Origin of the sequence: Clostridioides sp. ZZV14-6153 (assembly GCF_020657855.1) — a bacterium.
Lineage (GTDB): Bacteria > Bacillota > Clostridia > Peptostreptococcales > Peptostreptococcaceae > Clostridioides.
Map to the genome: position 1 here is coordinate 1 of NZ_JAGWCZ010000002.1, position 17,356 is coordinate 17,356.

The following is a 17,356-nucleotide window of genomic DNA, read 5'->3' on the forward strand; positions in this document are numbered from 1 at the left end:
TAGGAACTAGCCTAATAGCTTGGAGATACTGATAACAATAGTTATCTTGACCAAGAAGCCACCACTTCAAACATTACCGTAGGTAGTTAAGTGGATGGTAGTTCACATCCTATGGGTAAATTAATTGAAAGTATAGAGAAAATAAGAGATGGAGATACAAGTATAAGATTCAATAATGATAAAAATAATGAATATACTGAAATTGCTACCGCTTTTAATAATTTAATTGATACAATGGTAAGTAACTCTGAAGAACTTAAAAGAATAAATGATGACTTAGAAGTGTTGACTGCAAATATTCCTGGAGGAGTATATAAGTATAGTTGTGATGGAAATTACATATTTAGCTTTATAAATGAAGGATATCAAAAATTGTTAGGATATACAAAAGAAGAGTTTGAATCATTTTTCGATAATAAATTGTTAAATGTTATATATGAAGGTGATCGTAAACTGGTTAAAAATGCACTAGAAAAACAATTAAAAAATAGCAATATACTTGAAGTTGAATATAGAGTTGTTCGCTCTGATGGAGAAATACTTTGGTTATTAGATAAAGGCCAAATAGTAAAGGATAAATATGGGAAGCCTTGGGTTTATTGTGTTGTAATTGATATTACATCAAGTAAGTCAGCTCAAGAGCAGTTGGATATAAGTGAAGAGTGCTATAGAATTGTTATGGAGCAAGAAAATAATATTGTTTTTGAATGGAACTTAAATACAGATACAGTAAATATTTCTGACAATTGGGAAAAGAAATTTGGATATAAACTAGTTAGAAGTAATTTAATTGAAGGTATATTGAAAAATGAAATCATCTATAAAGATGATATACAGAAGTATTTAGACCTTTTTACAAATGCTATAAAAGGTGATAACCCATATCATGAAAAAGAACTTAGATTTAGAAAAGGAAAAGATAAATATATTTGGTGTAAAGTTAGATTATCTAGTATTATTGATAAGTATAGTCAATGTACACGTATTATTGGTGTCGTTGTAGATATAGATAAAGAAAAACGAAAAAATGAAGAACTTGAAAATAGAGCCCAAAGGGATTTGCTTACAGGACTGTATAATAAAATCACAGCAGAGGATTTAGTTAGAAAATACATAGAAAATGAAGGAAAAAACCTTAAAAGTGCATTATTTATAATCGATATTGATGACTTTAAAGGAATTAATGATAATTTAGGCCACTTATTTGGAGATGCAGTTTTAAATGATATATCATCTAAATTTATAAATATATTTAGAGAAGATGATATTATTGGGCGTATAGGTGGAGATGAATTTTTAATTTTTTTAAAGGATTTACATTCAGAAAAAGTATTAAAGAAAAAGGCAGATGAATTAATAAATCTATTTAGACGTTCATTTACAGGAAAAAATAAAGATTATAAGATTTTTGGAAGTATAGGGATATCTATTTATCCTGATAATGGTAAAAATTTCAAGGATATTTTTAGATGTGCAGACAATGCACTTTATTTTGCAAAGAGAAAAGGCAAAGATTGCTATTGTATATATGAAAATAATAGCAAAATTATGGATAATGGATTAATAAAAACCAAAACCTTTAATTCTGTCTTAGGTGGAGAAGAAAATATTGATGAAGCGTACAAAACTAAGTCAACATTTAGACAGAATTTTTATGAATATATATTTAGAATTTTATATGAGTCCAAAGATGTTGATACAGCAGTAAATTTTATATTAGAATTAGTTGGTAAAACTTATGATGTAAGTCGTGCATATATATTTGAAAATTCAGATGATAATCTTTACTGTAGCAATACATTCGAATGGTGTAATGATGGTATTAACCCAGAGATAAGTAATCTTAAAAAAGTATCATATAGTTTATTTGATGATTATAAACAAAATTTTAATGATAGAGGAATTTTTTACTGCAAGGATATATCTTCACTTGATGATGAGTTATATAAAATTTTGAAAGTACAAGGGATAGTATCTATGTTACAATGTGCAATCTTAGATGAGGGCGAATTTAGTGGATATGTAGGATTTGACGAATGTAATGGAAATAGATTTTGGACAAAAGAGGAAATAGAATCCTTGACATTTATATCAGAAATATTAAGTATATTCTTAATTAAAAAGCGTAAAGAAGATAAATTAATAAAATCTTATAAAACTATAAAAGCAGTTATGGATAATTTGAATTCATGGACTTATGTGATAAACAAGAATACATATGAGCTTTTATTTATAAACCAAAAGACATTAAGTATAGCTCCAAACACAGAGATAAATCAATTATGTTATAAAGCATTTTGGAATATAGATAAACCATGTGAAGTTTGTCCAATGAATGAACTTAGCGAGGAAAAAAGTTTTTGTACAATAGAATTGTATAATGATAATCTTAATGTTTGGACTAGTGCTAATGCTTCATATATTGAATGGAATGAAGAAAAAAGTGCGTGCCTAATGTGCTGTAATGATATAACTAAATATAAAGAAAATGAATCTAAACCTGAACCTAATTGTTAGTGATATATTTATAGTATAATACTACTACTATTTTTATTTTAATAAAATATAGCATAAAAAAACCAATTGTTTTGTAAGTAGACTATACAAGTTTACTTGAACCAGTATCTCTACAAAACAATTGGTTTTATGCTATTTTATAATTTTAAATTTAGAAGGAATTTTAACTTCTGATTTTTCTTTTATTTTAGAAGCTTGTTTTTTAACTTTTTCCAATAACTCAGATTCATTTACAACTAATACCGTTCTTTCTTTCATAAGCCACTTTCCATCACAAATTGTAGAATCTACATTTTCGCTAGTCATAGAATACACTATGTTTCCAATTGGATTATGCATTGGTAAGCAATGAATTGTATCTGGATTAAGAATAATCATATCTGCTTTTTTGCCAACTTCAAGACTACCAATTTCTTTTTCAAGTAAAGCACATTTTGCTCCATTTATAGTAGCCATTTCTAATATTTGTTCAGCTGGAATAACTGTTGGATTTAAAGTTCTTCCTTTATGTATTAATGAAGTTAAATACATATCTCTCATTAAATCCATTCTATTATTTGAAGGGGCCCCATCCGTACCAATTGAGACTGGAATTCCTTTTTCTAGCATTTCAGGAATTGATGCAAAACCTAGTACTACTTTCATAGCTGCACCAGGGTTATGGGAAACTTTTACATCATGCAATCTGAATAAATCAATTTCTTTATGAGTAAGCCAAACTGTATGAGCAGCTAAAAGGTTTGGCCCCAAAACGCCTAACTTATCAAGATATTCAACTGTTCCAACTCCAGTATTTTGTTTTACAAATGAAATTTCATCAGCTATTTCAGCTATATGCATGTGTATACCTGTGTTGTATTTGTCAGCTAATTGTTTAGTTCTAACAAGTAAATCCTCAGTTGTATTAAAAATAGTTCTTAAAGCAAACCATATTTTAATTCTTTCATTAGATGTATTATTAAACTTATGGAATAAATCTAATTGAGTGTTGATTTCTTCATCAGTAGTTTTTTGCCATGCTTCAGGAAGACCATCTCCTGTATCCATAACTGACTTAGCTAGACATGCTCTAACTCCAGTTTTATCAACAGCTTCAACCATAGCATCGACATATTGACCACCAGACTCTAAAAATGTAGTAACACCAGATTTTATTAGTTCTACACAACATGCAGTAGATGAGATTAAAGAATCTTCGTAATTAAAGCTACTTTCATATGGCCAGATTCTTTCTCTAAGCCATGTTAAAAGCACAACATCATCAGAAAGACCACGACCTAATTGTTGAGATAAGTGAACATGTGTATTGACTAACCCTGGCATTAATATTTTTCCATTAGCATCGTATATTTCAGCATCTGTATCTACAATATTATTATCAAATTTACCAACTTTTTTTATAATATTGTCTTCAATAAGTATACTTCCATTCTCATATACTTCTCTATCTGTATTCATAGTGATTAGATATGCATTTTTTATAAGTAATTGTGACATAAATATCATCCCTTTTCTATGTATTTTTTTATCTATCTATATATTATGATAATAAATTTTATATATAAAGTTAATAGCAAAATCAATTTAGATATAAAATTGATTTTGCTATTTGCAAATTAAAAATAAATAAGCTTTTAATATATCAAAATTAAAATACTAACTTAGTACTAAGTTTACAACTGCAAGTATTCCTATAACCCAAAGTGTGATACTAATTTTATCAGTTTCTTTAGCTACAACATGCATTATTATATATGAAATAAATCCAAAACACAAACCAATACTTATACTATAAGTTAGAGGCATCAATAAAACTGTAACAAAGGCAGGGACTGCTATTTTACTATCAGCAAAATCGATTTGTTTTATACTTTCAAACATGAATACCCCAACCATAACAAGTGCAGGCGCTGCAGCATAAGTAGGAACTATACCAAGTAATGGTGTAAATATAAGTGTAGCTAAGAATAATGCTGCTGTTACTACAGAAGCAAGTCCAGTTCTTGCACCTGCTGCTATACCAGAAGCTGATTCTCCAAATGTTGTAACTGTGCTAGTTCCTAAAAACGAACCTATTAAAGTAGAAGAAACATCTGCATATAACATTTTTCCAAGGTCTTTTATTTCTCCATTTTCATCTTCAAGACCCATCTGCTTGCAACAAGTGATAAGGAATGCTAATGAATCAAACATGTCTATAAACATGAAAGAGAATATAGGTCCAATTAATGAGAATTTTAGTGCTCCTACAATATCTAATTTAAAAGCAATTGGTGCTATACTTGGTGGTGTTGAGATTATTGCTGTTGGTAATTCTACAAATCCACATATAATAGATATTACTGTTGCGACGACTATACTTATTAATATTCCACCTTTAATTTTTTTGTACTCTAATATCGCCATTAAGATAAGTGCAAAAAGAGCTATTAAAACTGTTGGTGTAAAATCTGCAAGTGAAACTATTGTATCTGGGTTTGCAATTATAACCCCCATGTTTTTTAAACCGACAAAAGCAAGGAAAAGACCTATACCTGCTGAAGATGCTACTGCTAATTCTCGAGGAATTGCATCAGCAATTGTCTTTCGTAGACCTGTTACTGCGAGTGTGAAGAATACACATCCAGATAAGAACACAACTCCAAGACCTGTTTGCCATGGAATTCCTGCTCCTATAACCAATGAATATGTGAAGAATGCATTTAGACCCATACCAGGTGCTAGTGCAAATGGTGCATTTCCTAAAATTGCAAATATCAGTGTACCAATGGCTGTAGCTAATATAGTAACTGTTATAAGTGCTGCTTTATCCATACCAGCCTCAGATAATATTGCTGGATTTACGAAAACTATGTATGCCATTGTTAAGAATGTAGTAACTCCACCTATTATTTCTGTCTTAAGGTTAGAGCCACGTTCGCTGAATTTAAACATTTTGTCTAAAAAGCTTAATGATGAATTATTTCCACCTGGTTGTACATTATTAGTGTTTGGTACCATTTTTACCTCCAAAAAACTTTAAAATATAAACAAAAAAATATATATTCATATAGATAGAATAGAATATATATTAAAATTAACATTCTATTCATAGAAAACTCATTTAAGGTGAGTTTGTAGAGACTATTAGACCATATTACTAATATTATATGAACATTTTCTATTTGTTTTTCTGTTGTATTATATCGTAATATTGTATTATTTACAATAAATTTAAAGAAATTATTCGTTTTTTTGTCGATTTTATAAAAAATTGAGGTCATTTTTTATAAAAAATAATTATTTCTAAAGATAAATATTACAGAAGTATAATAAATGTTATACTTTTATAACATTTATGCTATTAATGGAAATTCATTATAAATAAGTTTGTGATATAATTATAAATGTACTGAATACAAGAATATTTCGTAAAAACTTTTTAATATATTGAAAGTACATATAATAGTTTAATATAATAATAAAAATGAATTTAAAAATAATATAATTTATAGTGGAGGAGAAAATGACTAAAATTATTAAAGTACAAAATCCTAAATTTACAGGGGAATTAGAAAATGTTGAAAATATTGAAGCTGTATTAGATGATATATTCAATGATGAAAAAATATTTAATAAAACTATAGAAAATGAGGTTATAAGTGATTTGGATATTACAAGAGCAAGTTTTGAATCTTGTATATTTAGAAATGTATCCTTTGAAAATTGTAATTTAAAAAAGATTGACTTACTTGATGTAGTATTTGAAAACTGTAATTTATCCAATACATCTTTCGATGGAGGAAGTATATACAGAGTTGAATTTAAAGACAGTAAATTAATAGGAGTTAGATTGGATGATTGTATACTTAAAAACGTATTGTTTAAGGATGTTTTAGGTAGATATTCTAACTTCTCGTTTTCTAAGTTTAAGATAGTTTCTATTTTAGATTCAAATTTTGAAAGTTCTGTGTTTCAGGAAGTAAAAAATGAAAATTTAGTATTTGAGTATACAAATTTAAAAAAAGCGAATTTTAATGGAACTAAACTTTCTGGAGTAGATTTTACTACTAATAATATTGAAGGTATTGAAGTAGGAATAGATGATATTAGAGGAGCGTGTTTTGATGTGTCACAAGCAATCGATTTAACAAAACTGATGGGAATTATCATAAAATGAAAATTATATTCAAATATTAAATTGGGAAAACGTTAACAATGTGAGAATTTTTACCAGATTGACATTTTTATGAAAATAAAGTAAGATTATCTTAATATTCAAAATATTTTCAAAGGGGGTAGTTTGGTGTGAGTAAGCAGATGAGAGATATTTTTATAGTTGGTTTTGCTTTGTTTTCTATGTTCTTTGGCGCAGGAAATCTTATGTTCCCTCCATTCTTAGGAATGGAATCCGGTAAAGACTGGTTAATTCCTCTTGTTGGCTTTGTTGTTGCAGATGCTGGTATAGCAATGCTTGTTATCATAGCAACAGCAAGATGTAAAGGAAGCATGGATGATGTACTTAGAAGAGCAGGTAAAGGATTAGCAAGAGTAATGAGTGTAGCTGCTCTAGCATGTTTAGCACTTCTTGTTATACCAAGAACTTGTGCAACAACATATGAAATGGGTATTATACCTATATTTGGAGACCATGGAGCAGCAGCTAAAGCAGTATTTTCAGTAATATTCTTTGGTTTAACTTTAGCATTTACGATTAGGTCTTCTAAAGTCATAGACATAATAGGTAAATATTTAACTCCAGCGCTATTATTAGTATTATTTGCTCTAATTGTAAAAGGGATAATCTCTCCAGCAGGACCTATGAGTCCAGAACATATGATAGATAAAAATCTATTTGGTGAAGGGATATCACAAGGTTATCAAACAATGGATGCTCTAGGTGCAGCATCTATGGCTACTATAATGTTAATGTCTATAGTGGCTAAAGGATATACATCAGATAAAGACCAAATAGGCATGACTATTAAAGCTGGTTTTGTAGCCTGTGTATTCTTGGCATTAGTATATGGTGGTCTTACTTATCTAGGAGCAACAGCTTCAACTTTATATGATACTAGCATACCTCAAGCATCTTTATTAGTTGAGATAACTAGTATACTATTATATGGTCAAGTAGGAAAGGTAATTTTAGGTGTAATTGTAGCACTTGCCTGTTTAACTACTTCTACAGGTCTAACAGCATCAATTTCAACTTATTTTGAAGGAATAAGTAAAGCAACTTATAAACAACTAGTTATAGGTATATGTGTGGCTAGTATGCTTATATCTAATTTAGGTGTTGATGCTATAATAGCTATATCAGTTCCAATTCTACAAACAATATATCCTGTTTTATTGGCAATAGTTATCATGGAATTGGCTGGTAAACATATAAAAAATGATAATGCATTTAAAGGTGCAGCATATGTTACATTACTAGTTAGTGTATTATCAGCTGTAAATGGAATGACAGGAGCTGTTCCATTTATACAAAGTTTACCACTTGCAGGTTTGGGCTTTAACTGGGTAATACCAGCTATATTGGGTGGAATAGTTGGTAACTTCATAAAAAGCAACAAACAAATAGCATAGTAATTTATAATTAATTTAATTTTATAATATATATTTTTTTTAGTACTATGGGTAGATTTAATTAAAATCTAATCTACTCATAGTACTTTTTAGATTGGATTATAATAGTTGGGATATAATTTTTTATAATATAATTTTTCTTTGAAGTATGATAAAATTAGTAATAGTGATAAGAAAGTACAAATTTAGGAGGTTTTAACTAATGCTTAAAAAAATAACAGCATTTATGCTATCTATATGTTTAATCATTGGACTTACAGGCTGTAGCTTAGTTACTGGCAAAAATGATAAAGAGAAAATCATTGATGATTTTAAAGTTGCAGTAGTAACTCAGCCATTATCTGAAAATAAAGTACAATACAATATAGTAGAAGATTTAGCCAAAGAGTATAAGGAAGCTAATGAAACTGATAAAGAAAAAGATGGTGAAGCTAGAGTTGAGCGAACTATAAAACATGTTGTGTTGCCAGAAAACTTTACTTCTAATATAGATAAGTCTATAAATGAAATAGTAAAATTGACTGATGATGAAGAAATTCAGGCAATTGTAGTATCAACAGACCAAGCAGGTCTTTTACCAGCATTACAGAAGGTAAAAGAAAAGCGTCCAGAAATAATAACTATCTCAGCTCCTATGGGAGAGGACAAAAACCAATTGAGTCAATATGTAGATGTAAATCTAGGGATTGACACAGAGGAAAGAGGAAAGTTATTAGTTGAACGTTCAAAGGAAATGGGAGCAAAAGCTTTTATTCATTATGCATCTAAGGATGATTTGAAAGATGCTGATATCGCCAAAAGACTGGAAAAAATTAAAGAGACTTGTAGAAATTTAGGAATGCAATTTGTACAAGTTAATACACCAAATGTAAATACAGAAGAAGATAAAGGTAAAATGAAACAGTTTTTAAATGAAGATATTGATAAACAAGTTAAGAAGTATGGAAAAGATATAAATGTATTTGGTGTAAATGAGTACATGGATGAAGTTATATTAACTAAAGCTTTAGAGTTAAAATATATAGTTGCAGAGCAAAGTAATCCATCACCAGTGGAGACATACCCTAGCGTTATGGGATTTAAAATATCTAAAAAAGATGCTCAAAATTATGATAAGATAAATGATGTGATAAGTGAAAAGGCTAAAGCTGCTGGCATGTCAAATAGACTTGGTGGATATCCTATGCCAATGGATGCTTTTATACCATCATTAGCAACTTATCTTGCAACTGAAATGGTACTTCAAGATTTTACACAAGAAGATGTATGTGACCCAGACTATCTAGAGGCGTTTGCAGAATTAAAATTTGGTATTGGTTCAGAATTTACACCTTTAACAGAGGCACTTTATAATTATCAATCAGTAATATTAAATCAATTAATATATTAACATTAAAAGCTATGAAATTAATAATAAAAATTATTATTTCATAGCTTTTTTGCTGAAAGTATATTTTATTATTTTATAATCAGTTATAGTAAAAATAAAATTTATGATTATAAATATAAATTTTGAAGTAGTAAATTTGAATTACTATAAAACTAAAATATATTATTTTCTATAATTTTTATACCTTTTTCGGTGATAGAACTACCTTTTCTTCCTTTACCAGGAGTTAAATATTCATTAAATGTCAAATATTCTAGCATATTTCTTACTTCATATTCTGTGACATTATGCTCCATAAATTTCATGAGTTTTGCTCTTCCCATAGGTTTTATATATAGTGACTTTAGGATAGCAATACATATATTTTTGTCATATTGATTTAAATCATGAAATATAGATGTATTTCCTAACATATGATGATTATTTAATTTTGAAGATATATTTTGTGGCAGGTCATTTATCGTAAGTTGATTAGAACCCATATAAGCCATATATTCAATACAATTTCTCAATTCTCTGATATTTCCCATCCAAGTATAAGAATTTAAAGCCCTTAAGAGACTTTTATCAAGTTTAATATTTTTATAGGGAAGTTCTTTTAAAAATGATTCCAAAAGAAGTGGTATATCTTCTAATCTGTTTCTAAGAGGAGGCAACTCTAATGTGAACATACTTATCCTGTAAAACAAATCCATTCTAAATTTATTTTCTAAAATTAATTTTTCTAGGTTTTTATTTGTAGCAGCCAGTATTCTTACATCAATTGGAATAATATTTGTACCACCAATCTTTCTGATTTCTTTTTCTTGTAAAACTCTTAAGAGCTTTACTTGTAAATCATGTGGCATATCTCCTATCTCATCTAAAAATATGGTTCCAGTATGAGCTAATTCAAATAATCCCTTCTTTCCACCTTTTTTTGCTCCAGTAAAAGAACCATCTTCATATCCAAACAGTTCACTTTCAAGTAACTCACTTGGAAGTGAAGCACAATTTATTGCTACAAAAGGTTTATTTTTTCTATGAGAATGGTTGTGTATTGATTGAGTAAAAGCTTCTTTACCAGTACCTGTTTCGCCAGTTATTAGTATAGGGTTATCTGTAAGAGCCATTTTTTTTGCTTTTTTTATACAGTCTTTTATAACAGCACTATTTCCAATTATATTATTGAACTTATACTTGGCTATATAACCTCTTTTAACAGAGTCACTTCTTATTTTTTGCTCTAGTATTTCTATCTTGCTTACATCTTTTAATGTAATTAAGCAACCTTCTATATTTTTATAAAGATAAAATGGTTTTTTTGATAGTATAAATTTCTTGTCTATTTCATCTATGTATATAATCATATTATCTATGTTTAGATTTTTCGTGATTTTATCTAAAAAACTCTTTGGTAAAGATTCCATTAAAGAAGGTGATTTTATGAGTCTTTCATCTAATTCTAACATGCTTAGTAAAGATTTATTTACAAATGTGACCTTGTTAAATGTATTGAAAAATATTAATCCATCTCCAATTTCATCAATAGTCATATAGAGTATAGTTTTTAATTTAGATATATTATCTAATGATGTATTTAAAAAATCATGACTAAGTGTTTCCTTAGATAGCTTGTATAGTTTTTCTATAAACTTCTCGTTTTTTAGCTTTAATACTACTAGTAACGACATATATGTATCTAATGAAATTTTTCTCCAACCTAAGTCAACGATGTTTTTTATATATTTTGGTATAAATCTGGTCTGACCTGGTGTTATAGCTGTATCTAAATCATATATTTCTTCACAGTTTGGGTATGTTGGTACAAAATCAATATGATTTATTCCTATTTTATATAAATAAGTAGCCATTTCAAAGGCTGAAGTTTTATTGGTAGTCATAAGTAATGATTTTGTGCCTGGAGGTAGTTTCATCATTTTCTCATATCCAAGCTTTGAAAGTGCTTTTGTTCCATGGATAATTTCAATATCTTCCTTGAAATGCTTTATTAAAAAATTACTAGTTAAAGGTGATAGAGAAAGAACTACATCACCCTCTAAATTCTCTCTTATACCATCAAGTATATTTTGTGTTTCTATGCTTATTTCATCTCCAAAAAAGCTTATTAACTCTTCTTTGTAGTGGTCAGCATTTAATTTATCATATGTTATAAGGATTAATTTTTTTCTGTCCATTTTATTTCTCCTAACTAAGGTAATATTTAGTTTGCTTTTTTAAGAGCAGAACAAGTTATATTATACAACAAATAACATGATAAATTTATACATTTAGCTAAATAATAGGTTTTTGTAGGTTTTTATCCTATAAAAGCCTGTTTATAAAATTAGTTTTAAAAATTATATAGAAAAATATTTATAATATAAAGATTTTTCTACTGTATGTCAATAAAAGGTACATAAATAGAAGTTTAAAAAGTTAGCAATTGCAAGCTGTTCATGTTATGTAAAAAATTAACAATAAAAAAACAAATGAAAAAATATTATTATTAAAGTATTGGCATGGGTTTTGCTTAATAAAAAGGTGTACTAATAAAATTTATTTAAGCAGGAGGGAGAATTTATATGAGCAAACTAGAATCAACAACAGAAAAAATAGAAGTTAAATGGTATGGGTATGTAGCATTAATATTAGGAGCATTATTCTTTTCAGGAATATTTAAAGATGCACCTGGAGCATTAAAGGTACTAGATTTTAATAATGTATTAGGAAACTTTGGTTCATTGGGAACAGTTAATGATGGTGTAGGTACATTAGCTGCAAACTTTAGAGGAGATGGAGGGACTGGTCCTCGTGATGGATGGCTATATGCATTAACTTTAATACCATCAGTTATGTTTGCGCTTGGAATAGTTAGAGTTATAGACCACTTAGATGGTATGAAAGCAGCACAAAAACTTCTTAGTCCACTATTAAAACCATTACTAGGATTACCTGGATTTGCAGGATTAACTTTAATAGCTAGTTTACAATCTACAGATGCTGCTGCATCTATGACTAAGGAACTTAAAGATGATGGATATATAGATGAAAAGCAAAAAGCTGTTTTCTGTGCATTTCAATTTTCTGGCGCATCTGCAATCACGAATTTCTTTGCTTCAGGAGCAGCATTGTTCCCATTTATAGGCGATGTTCCAATATTTATACCACTTGCCTTAATATTAATTATGAAATTTGTTGGAGCAAACTTACTTAGATTATACTTAAATAAATTTGAAAAGGAGGAAGCTTAATATGAGTGATATAGCAAAAAAAGAGGTAAAAGTTAAAAAAGGAAATGTGATAGATGCATTTATTGGTGGAGCTAGAAATGGGTTTCAAATAAGTACAAATTCAATGGCTCCAAATGTTATATTTGGTTTTGCTATAATTTCTATATTCAATTTAACTGGTCTTTTGGATATAATAGGAACAATTTTCACACCTGTAATGAGCATATTTGGGCTTCCAGGCGTTGCAGCAACTGCAATAATGACGATATTTATATCAATGGGAGGAGCTTCTGGGGTAATAGCTGGCTTGTTTACAGCAGGTCAAATAAATCAAGCACATGTTGCAATACTTTTACCAATGTTATTACTTTCAGGAGCTCAGATACAATTTATGGGTAGACTGTTAGGAACAGCTGAATTAAAAACTAAATACTATCCACATATGTTCATAATAGCAACTTTAAATGGATGTATTGCAATGCTTATAATGAATTATTTTATAGTATAGATAACATATGAAAAAAATAATATAGGATAAAAATTAAAATTTATGGAGGTATTATATTATGGAAAATAATAAAAGTTATATTGACTATGTACATAAGGTGTATGATTATTTGCATACAATTCCAGAAAAAGGATTTGAAGAATACAAGACATCTACATTTCTTTTAGAAGAACTTAAAAAAATGGGATTTGAAAATATAGATGAAGGTGTTGCAGGAACTGGTATTATAGTAACAATAGACTCTAAAAAAGAAGGACCAGTATTTGCTATAAGAGCAGATATAGATGCATTAGAATTTATAATTGATGGAGAAAAGAAAATGATACATGCTTGTGGTCATGATGGTCACACTTCAATGCTTCTAACAGCTGCAAGATTAATAAAAGAAAGGGATTTGGTAAAAAAAGGAAAACTAAAAATAATTTTTCAACCAGGTGAAGAAAAACTTTATGGAGCATTAAGAGTAATAGATTCTGGTTTATTAGATGATGTTGAAGAGATGGTAGGTATGCATTTAAGACCTGGGCAAGATTGTAGATTAGGAAAGGCCATACCTGCAATGTATCATTGTGCCAGTTGCATAATGGAATTTAGTATTAAAGGTATTACTTGTCATGGTTCTAAGCCACACTTGGGTGTAAATGCAGTAGATGCTGTCTGTTTAGCAGTAAATGCAATAAATGCAATAAGAGTAAATCCAGCTGTTCCAAATTCTATTAAAGTTACAAATATATCAGTTAAAGGGGAAACATATAATAATATACCAGATGAAGCTTTTATGGCTTTAGATATAAGAGCAGAGAGTAATGAGATAATAGAAGAATTAAAAGAAAAAGCTATTCATGCTATAAAAACCGCTGCAAGTTCTATAAACGCAGAGGCTATACTACTTTCAAAAGATGGAGTTCCAGCAGCAGAGTTTGATGAAGGTCTTGTAAGTTTAGCTGAAGAGACTATTAAAGATGTACTTGGTGAAGATGCATCTATAGGTATATTTAAAAACTCTGGTGGAGAAGATTTTCACTATTACACTCAAAAACTAAAATGTAAGACTACATATATTGGACTGGGTGCTGATGCTACACCAGGATTTCATAATCCTAATGTGACATTTGATACTAAAGCTTTAGAATATGGAGTTGATATCTGGTGCAGACTAGTTGAAAAGAGATTAGGATAAGGTTTTAGATTAATTGCTTTGTATTTAAAAGTTTTTTAAAATTATGAAAAGAGAATTTTTATGTTATTTGCAATATTATTGACATAAAAATTCTCTTTTTATTTTGTTGCAATGAAGTTATTTTTACAATATCGAAAAAATCTATTACAGGAAAAATATGTATATTTTAAATCTATTAAAGCAAAAAGTGTTATTATTATAGTGTGTAGAGTGGTAAAATGTCATTAGATTACAAGGAGTGACAAATTTAATATTTATAGAATTTATATTTTTAGGAGGTTCAAATGAGTAAATATAATTTTGATAGACTTATAGACAGAGTCGGAACAGACTGTGTAAAGTGGGATTTTAGAACTAATTGTTCACCAAAATCGCAAAAAGATGGTTTACCTTTTTGGATTGCAGATATGGATTTTGAATGTGCAGAACCAATAATAGAAGCATTACATAAAAAAATTGACCACAAAATATTTGGATATAGTTCTAATAATAGTGATAAATACTTCGATGCAGTTTGTGGATGGTATAAAAGAAGATTTAACTGGGAAGTAAATAGAGACGATATTGTTTTTAGTCCTGGAGTTGTACCTGCTGTTGCTATTTTAGTAAGAATATTAACAGACTTTGGAGAAGGAGTAATAGTTCAAAAACCAGTATATTATCCATTTGAAGCAAAGATAAAAAGTAATAATAGGGAAGTTGTAAACAATTCTCTAATATATGAAAATGGAAGTTATAGAATGGATTACGCTGATTTAGAAGAAAAAGCTAAGTGTGACAATAATAAAGTACTTATTCTTTGTAGCCCTCACAATCCTGTTGGTAGAGTATGGAGAGAAGAAGAATTAAAAAAAGTTGTAGAAATATGCAAAAAATATGACTTATGGATAATAGCAGATGAAATACACTCTGACTTAATTCGAAAAGGATTTAAACATACTCCTTTACAATCATTATGCCCAGAATATAAAGAGAAAATAGTTACATGTATAGCTCCAAGTAAGACATTTAATTTAGCTGGAATGCAATTATCCAATATAATAGTGAATAATAAAGAGTTAAAGAAGAAGTATCAAGATGAAGTTACAGCTGTTGGAGTTGGTACTTCACCAAATCCTTTTGCTATTGTAGCTACTATAGCAGCATATAATGAAAGTGAAGATTGGCTTGATGAATTAAATGAATATCTAGATAATAATATAAAATTTATTGATGAGTATTTAAAAGAAAACTTACCAAAAGTTAAACTTGTTTATCCAGAAGGAACATATCTAGCTTGGTTAGACTTTACTGCTTATGGATTAAATGAAGTAGAACTTGAAGATTTAATGTTTAAAAAAGCCAATGTATTATTTGATGAGGGTTATATATTTGGAAAAGAAGGTATTGGGTTTGAAAGAATAAATGTAGCATGCCCACAGTCTCTATTAAAAGAATGTATGAATAGATTAAAAACTATATTTGAAAACTTATAAAGCATAGGTAAAAATTTATAAAGTATACAAAAAAATAAAAAATAATAAACTTGACAAAATTTAACTAATCACTTATCATACTATTATGAATAAATAGAAAACATAAAAGTTAACTTTTATTAAAGTAAAGATAAAACTTTAAAGACGTTGAAAGGAAGAGTAGGTATAGAATGTAATTAAAGCGAGTTGGTGATGGTGTGAGACCAATATGAAGTCTATAGTGAAGAACATCCTGGAGTTGCTAACTGAAATTTTAAAAGAGTAGGCTTAGTCGGAACCAAACCGTTATCATATTGGGATGTATCGAGTAATATCTGTACATTATGAGCTGGGTTTGAATTTATTTCAAACTAATCAGGGTGGTACCGCGGAAAAGCAACCTTTCGTCCCTTTTTATAGGGATGAGAGGTTTTTTTAATGGAAAAATATATAAAATATAGGGAGTGAATAGTATGAGTACAATAATACCAAAAGATTATAAAAGTAGTCTAAATGTAATTGATACACAAGTAGCTATAAAAAAATTAAAAGATTTTTTTGAAATGAGATTGAGTAATGAGTTGAATCTAATAAGAGTTTCTTCACCATTATTTGTATTGCCTGAGACAGGGGCAAATGATAATTTAAATGGAGAAAAAGCAGTAAGTTTTGATATACCATTTATGGATAAAAATGCAGAAATTGTTCAATCACTTGCAAAATGGAAGAGATTAGCTCTTAAAAAATATGGTTTTGCAGTTGGAAGTGGTTTATATACAGATATGAATGCAATAAGAAAAAATGAAGAATTGGATAATATACATTCTTTATATGTAGACCAATGGGACTGGGAATTAGTTATAGAAAAAAGTAGCAGAAATGAAAAAACTTTAGAAGATGTTGTAAAAAGATTATATGGAGTATTTAAAGATACTGAAATATTTGTGTGTAGTATGTATGAAGGTATAAAAGAAATTTTACCAGAAGAAATAACATTTATAACATCACAAGAACTAGAAGATATGTATCCAGAGCTATCACCAAAAGAGAGAGAAGATAAAATTGTAAAAGATAAAAAAGCTGTATTTATAACACAAATAGGAAAGACATTAATATCAGGAGAAAAACATGATGGAAGAAGCCCTGATTATGATGATTGGGAATTAAATGGAGATATACTATTTTATAACCCTGTTCTAGATTCTGCATTAGAATTATCATCAATGGGAATTAGAGTTGATGAAGAATCACTAGATAGACAGTTAAAGCTTGCTGGATGTGAAGATAGAAAAGAATTTGATTATCATAAAATGCTTTTAAATGGTGAGCTTCCATATACAATTGGTGGAGGAATTGGTCAATCAAGAATATGTATGTATTTCTTGCAAAAGGCACATATAGGGGAAGTGCAAGTTGGAGTATGGCCACAAGATATGATTGAAAATTTTAGAAACGCAGGAATTGAGTTGTTATAATAAAAAATAAATTAATATTATTGTAAAGATTATAAATGATTTAAACTAC

At 28.7% G+C, this 17,356-nt stretch carries 12 protein-coding genes, 1 riboswitch and 1 other annotated feature; of the genes, 9 read left to right on the top strand and 3 right to left on the bottom strand.

The annotated features are described in order from the left end of the window. Positions 1-90 precede the first annotated feature (90 nt). Positions 91-2,517, top strand: coding sequence for a diguanylate cyclase domain-containing protein (locus KGF46_RS02835; protein ID WP_227861788.1), 2,427 nt, complete (start codon positions 91-93; stop codon positions 2,515-2,517). 132 nt (positions 2,518-2,649) lie between these two features. On the opposite strand, the gene KGF46_RS02840 is transcribed toward KGF46_RS02835, so the two are convergent. Both KGF46_RS02840 and KGF46_RS02845 read right to left on the bottom strand, forming a co-directional pair. Further along, positions 2,650-4,014, bottom strand: coding sequence for an amidohydrolase (locus KGF46_RS02840; protein ID WP_227854494.1), 1,365 nt, complete (start codon positions 4,012-4,014; stop codon positions 2,650-2,652). A gap of 159 nt (positions 4,015-4,173) precedes the next feature. Further along, positions 4,174-5,517, bottom strand: coding sequence for an NCS2 family permease (locus tag KGF46_RS02845; RefSeq protein WP_227829221.1), 1,344 nt, complete (start codon positions 5,515-5,517; stop codon positions 4,174-4,176). Between the two features lie 71 nt (positions 5,518-5,588). Next, positions 5,589-5,690: riboswitch (purine riboswitch) on the bottom strand. 332 nt (positions 5,691-6,022) lie between these two features. Between KGF46_RS02845 and KGF46_RS02850 the strand changes: the two genes are divergently transcribed. The 3 genes from KGF46_RS02850 to KGF46_RS02860 all read left to right on the top strand — a co-directional run bounded on the left by KGF46_RS02850 (position 6,023) and on the right by KGF46_RS02860 (position 9,478). Next, on the top strand, positions 6,023-6,676 hold the full coding sequence (locus tag KGF46_RS02850) for a pentapeptide repeat-containing protein (RefSeq protein ID WP_227829220.1): 654 nt from the start codon (positions 6,023-6,025) through the stop codon (positions 6,674-6,676). Positions 6,677-6,816: 140 nt separating this feature from the next. Continuing rightward, positions 6,817-8,088 (top strand): branched-chain amino acid transport system II carrier protein, encoded by a 1,272-nt coding sequence (brnQ, locus tag KGF46_RS02855; protein ID WP_227842353.1) that lies wholly within the window; start codon positions 6,817-6,819, stop codon positions 8,086-8,088. Positions 8,089-8,290: 202 nt separating this feature from the next. Continuing rightward, a complete protein-coding gene (locus tag KGF46_RS02860) occupies positions 8,291-9,478 on the top strand; it encodes a DUF3798 domain-containing protein (protein ID WP_227829219.1) in 1,188 nt (395 codons plus the stop codon). A 152-nt stretch (positions 9,479-9,630) separates the two neighbouring features. Here KGF46_RS02860 and KGF46_RS02865 read toward each other — a convergent pair whose 3' ends face one another. Beyond that, positions 9,631-11,655 (bottom strand): sigma 54-interacting transcriptional regulator, encoded by a 2,025-nt coding sequence (locus tag KGF46_RS02865; protein ID WP_227842017.1) that lies wholly within the window; start codon positions 11,653-11,655, stop codon positions 9,631-9,633. Between the two features lie 387 nt (positions 11,656-12,042). On the opposite strand from KGF46_RS02865, the gene KGF46_RS02870 reads away from it, so the two are divergent. From KGF46_RS02870 to asnA, 5 genes are all read left to right on the top strand, one after another. After that, positions 12,043-12,711: a nucleoside recognition domain-containing protein gene (locus KGF46_RS02870; protein ID WP_227432369.1), complete on the top strand. Its 669-nt coding sequence runs from the start codon at positions 12,043-12,045 to the stop codon at positions 12,709-12,711. Position 12,712: 1 nt separating this feature from the next. After that, complete coding sequence (locus tag KGF46_RS02875; RefSeq protein ID WP_227829217.1) at positions 12,713-13,198, top strand: YjiG family protein; 486 nt, start codon at positions 12,713-12,715, stop codon at positions 13,196-13,198. A gap of 58 nt (positions 13,199-13,256) precedes the next feature. Next, positions 13,257-14,378, top strand: coding sequence for a M20 peptidase aminoacylase family protein (locus KGF46_RS02880; RefSeq protein WP_227829216.1), 1,122 nt, complete (start codon positions 13,257-13,259; stop codon positions 14,376-14,378). Positions 14,379-14,662: 284 nt separating this feature from the next. Beyond that, on the top strand, positions 14,663-15,853 hold the full coding sequence (locus KGF46_RS02885; RefSeq protein WP_227829215.1) for a MalY/PatB family protein: 1,191 nt from the start codon (positions 14,663-14,665) through the stop codon (positions 15,851-15,853). A gap of 138 nt (positions 15,854-15,991) precedes the next feature. Next, positions 15,992-16,247, top strand: a binding site (T-box leader). Between the two features lie 58 nt (positions 16,248-16,305). Continuing rightward, positions 16,306-17,307 (top strand): aspartate--ammonia ligase, encoded by a 1,002-nt coding sequence (gene asnA / locus KGF46_RS02890; RefSeq protein WP_227829214.1) that lies wholly within the window; start codon positions 16,306-16,308, stop codon positions 17,305-17,307. Positions 17,308-17,356 lie beyond the last annotated feature (49 nt).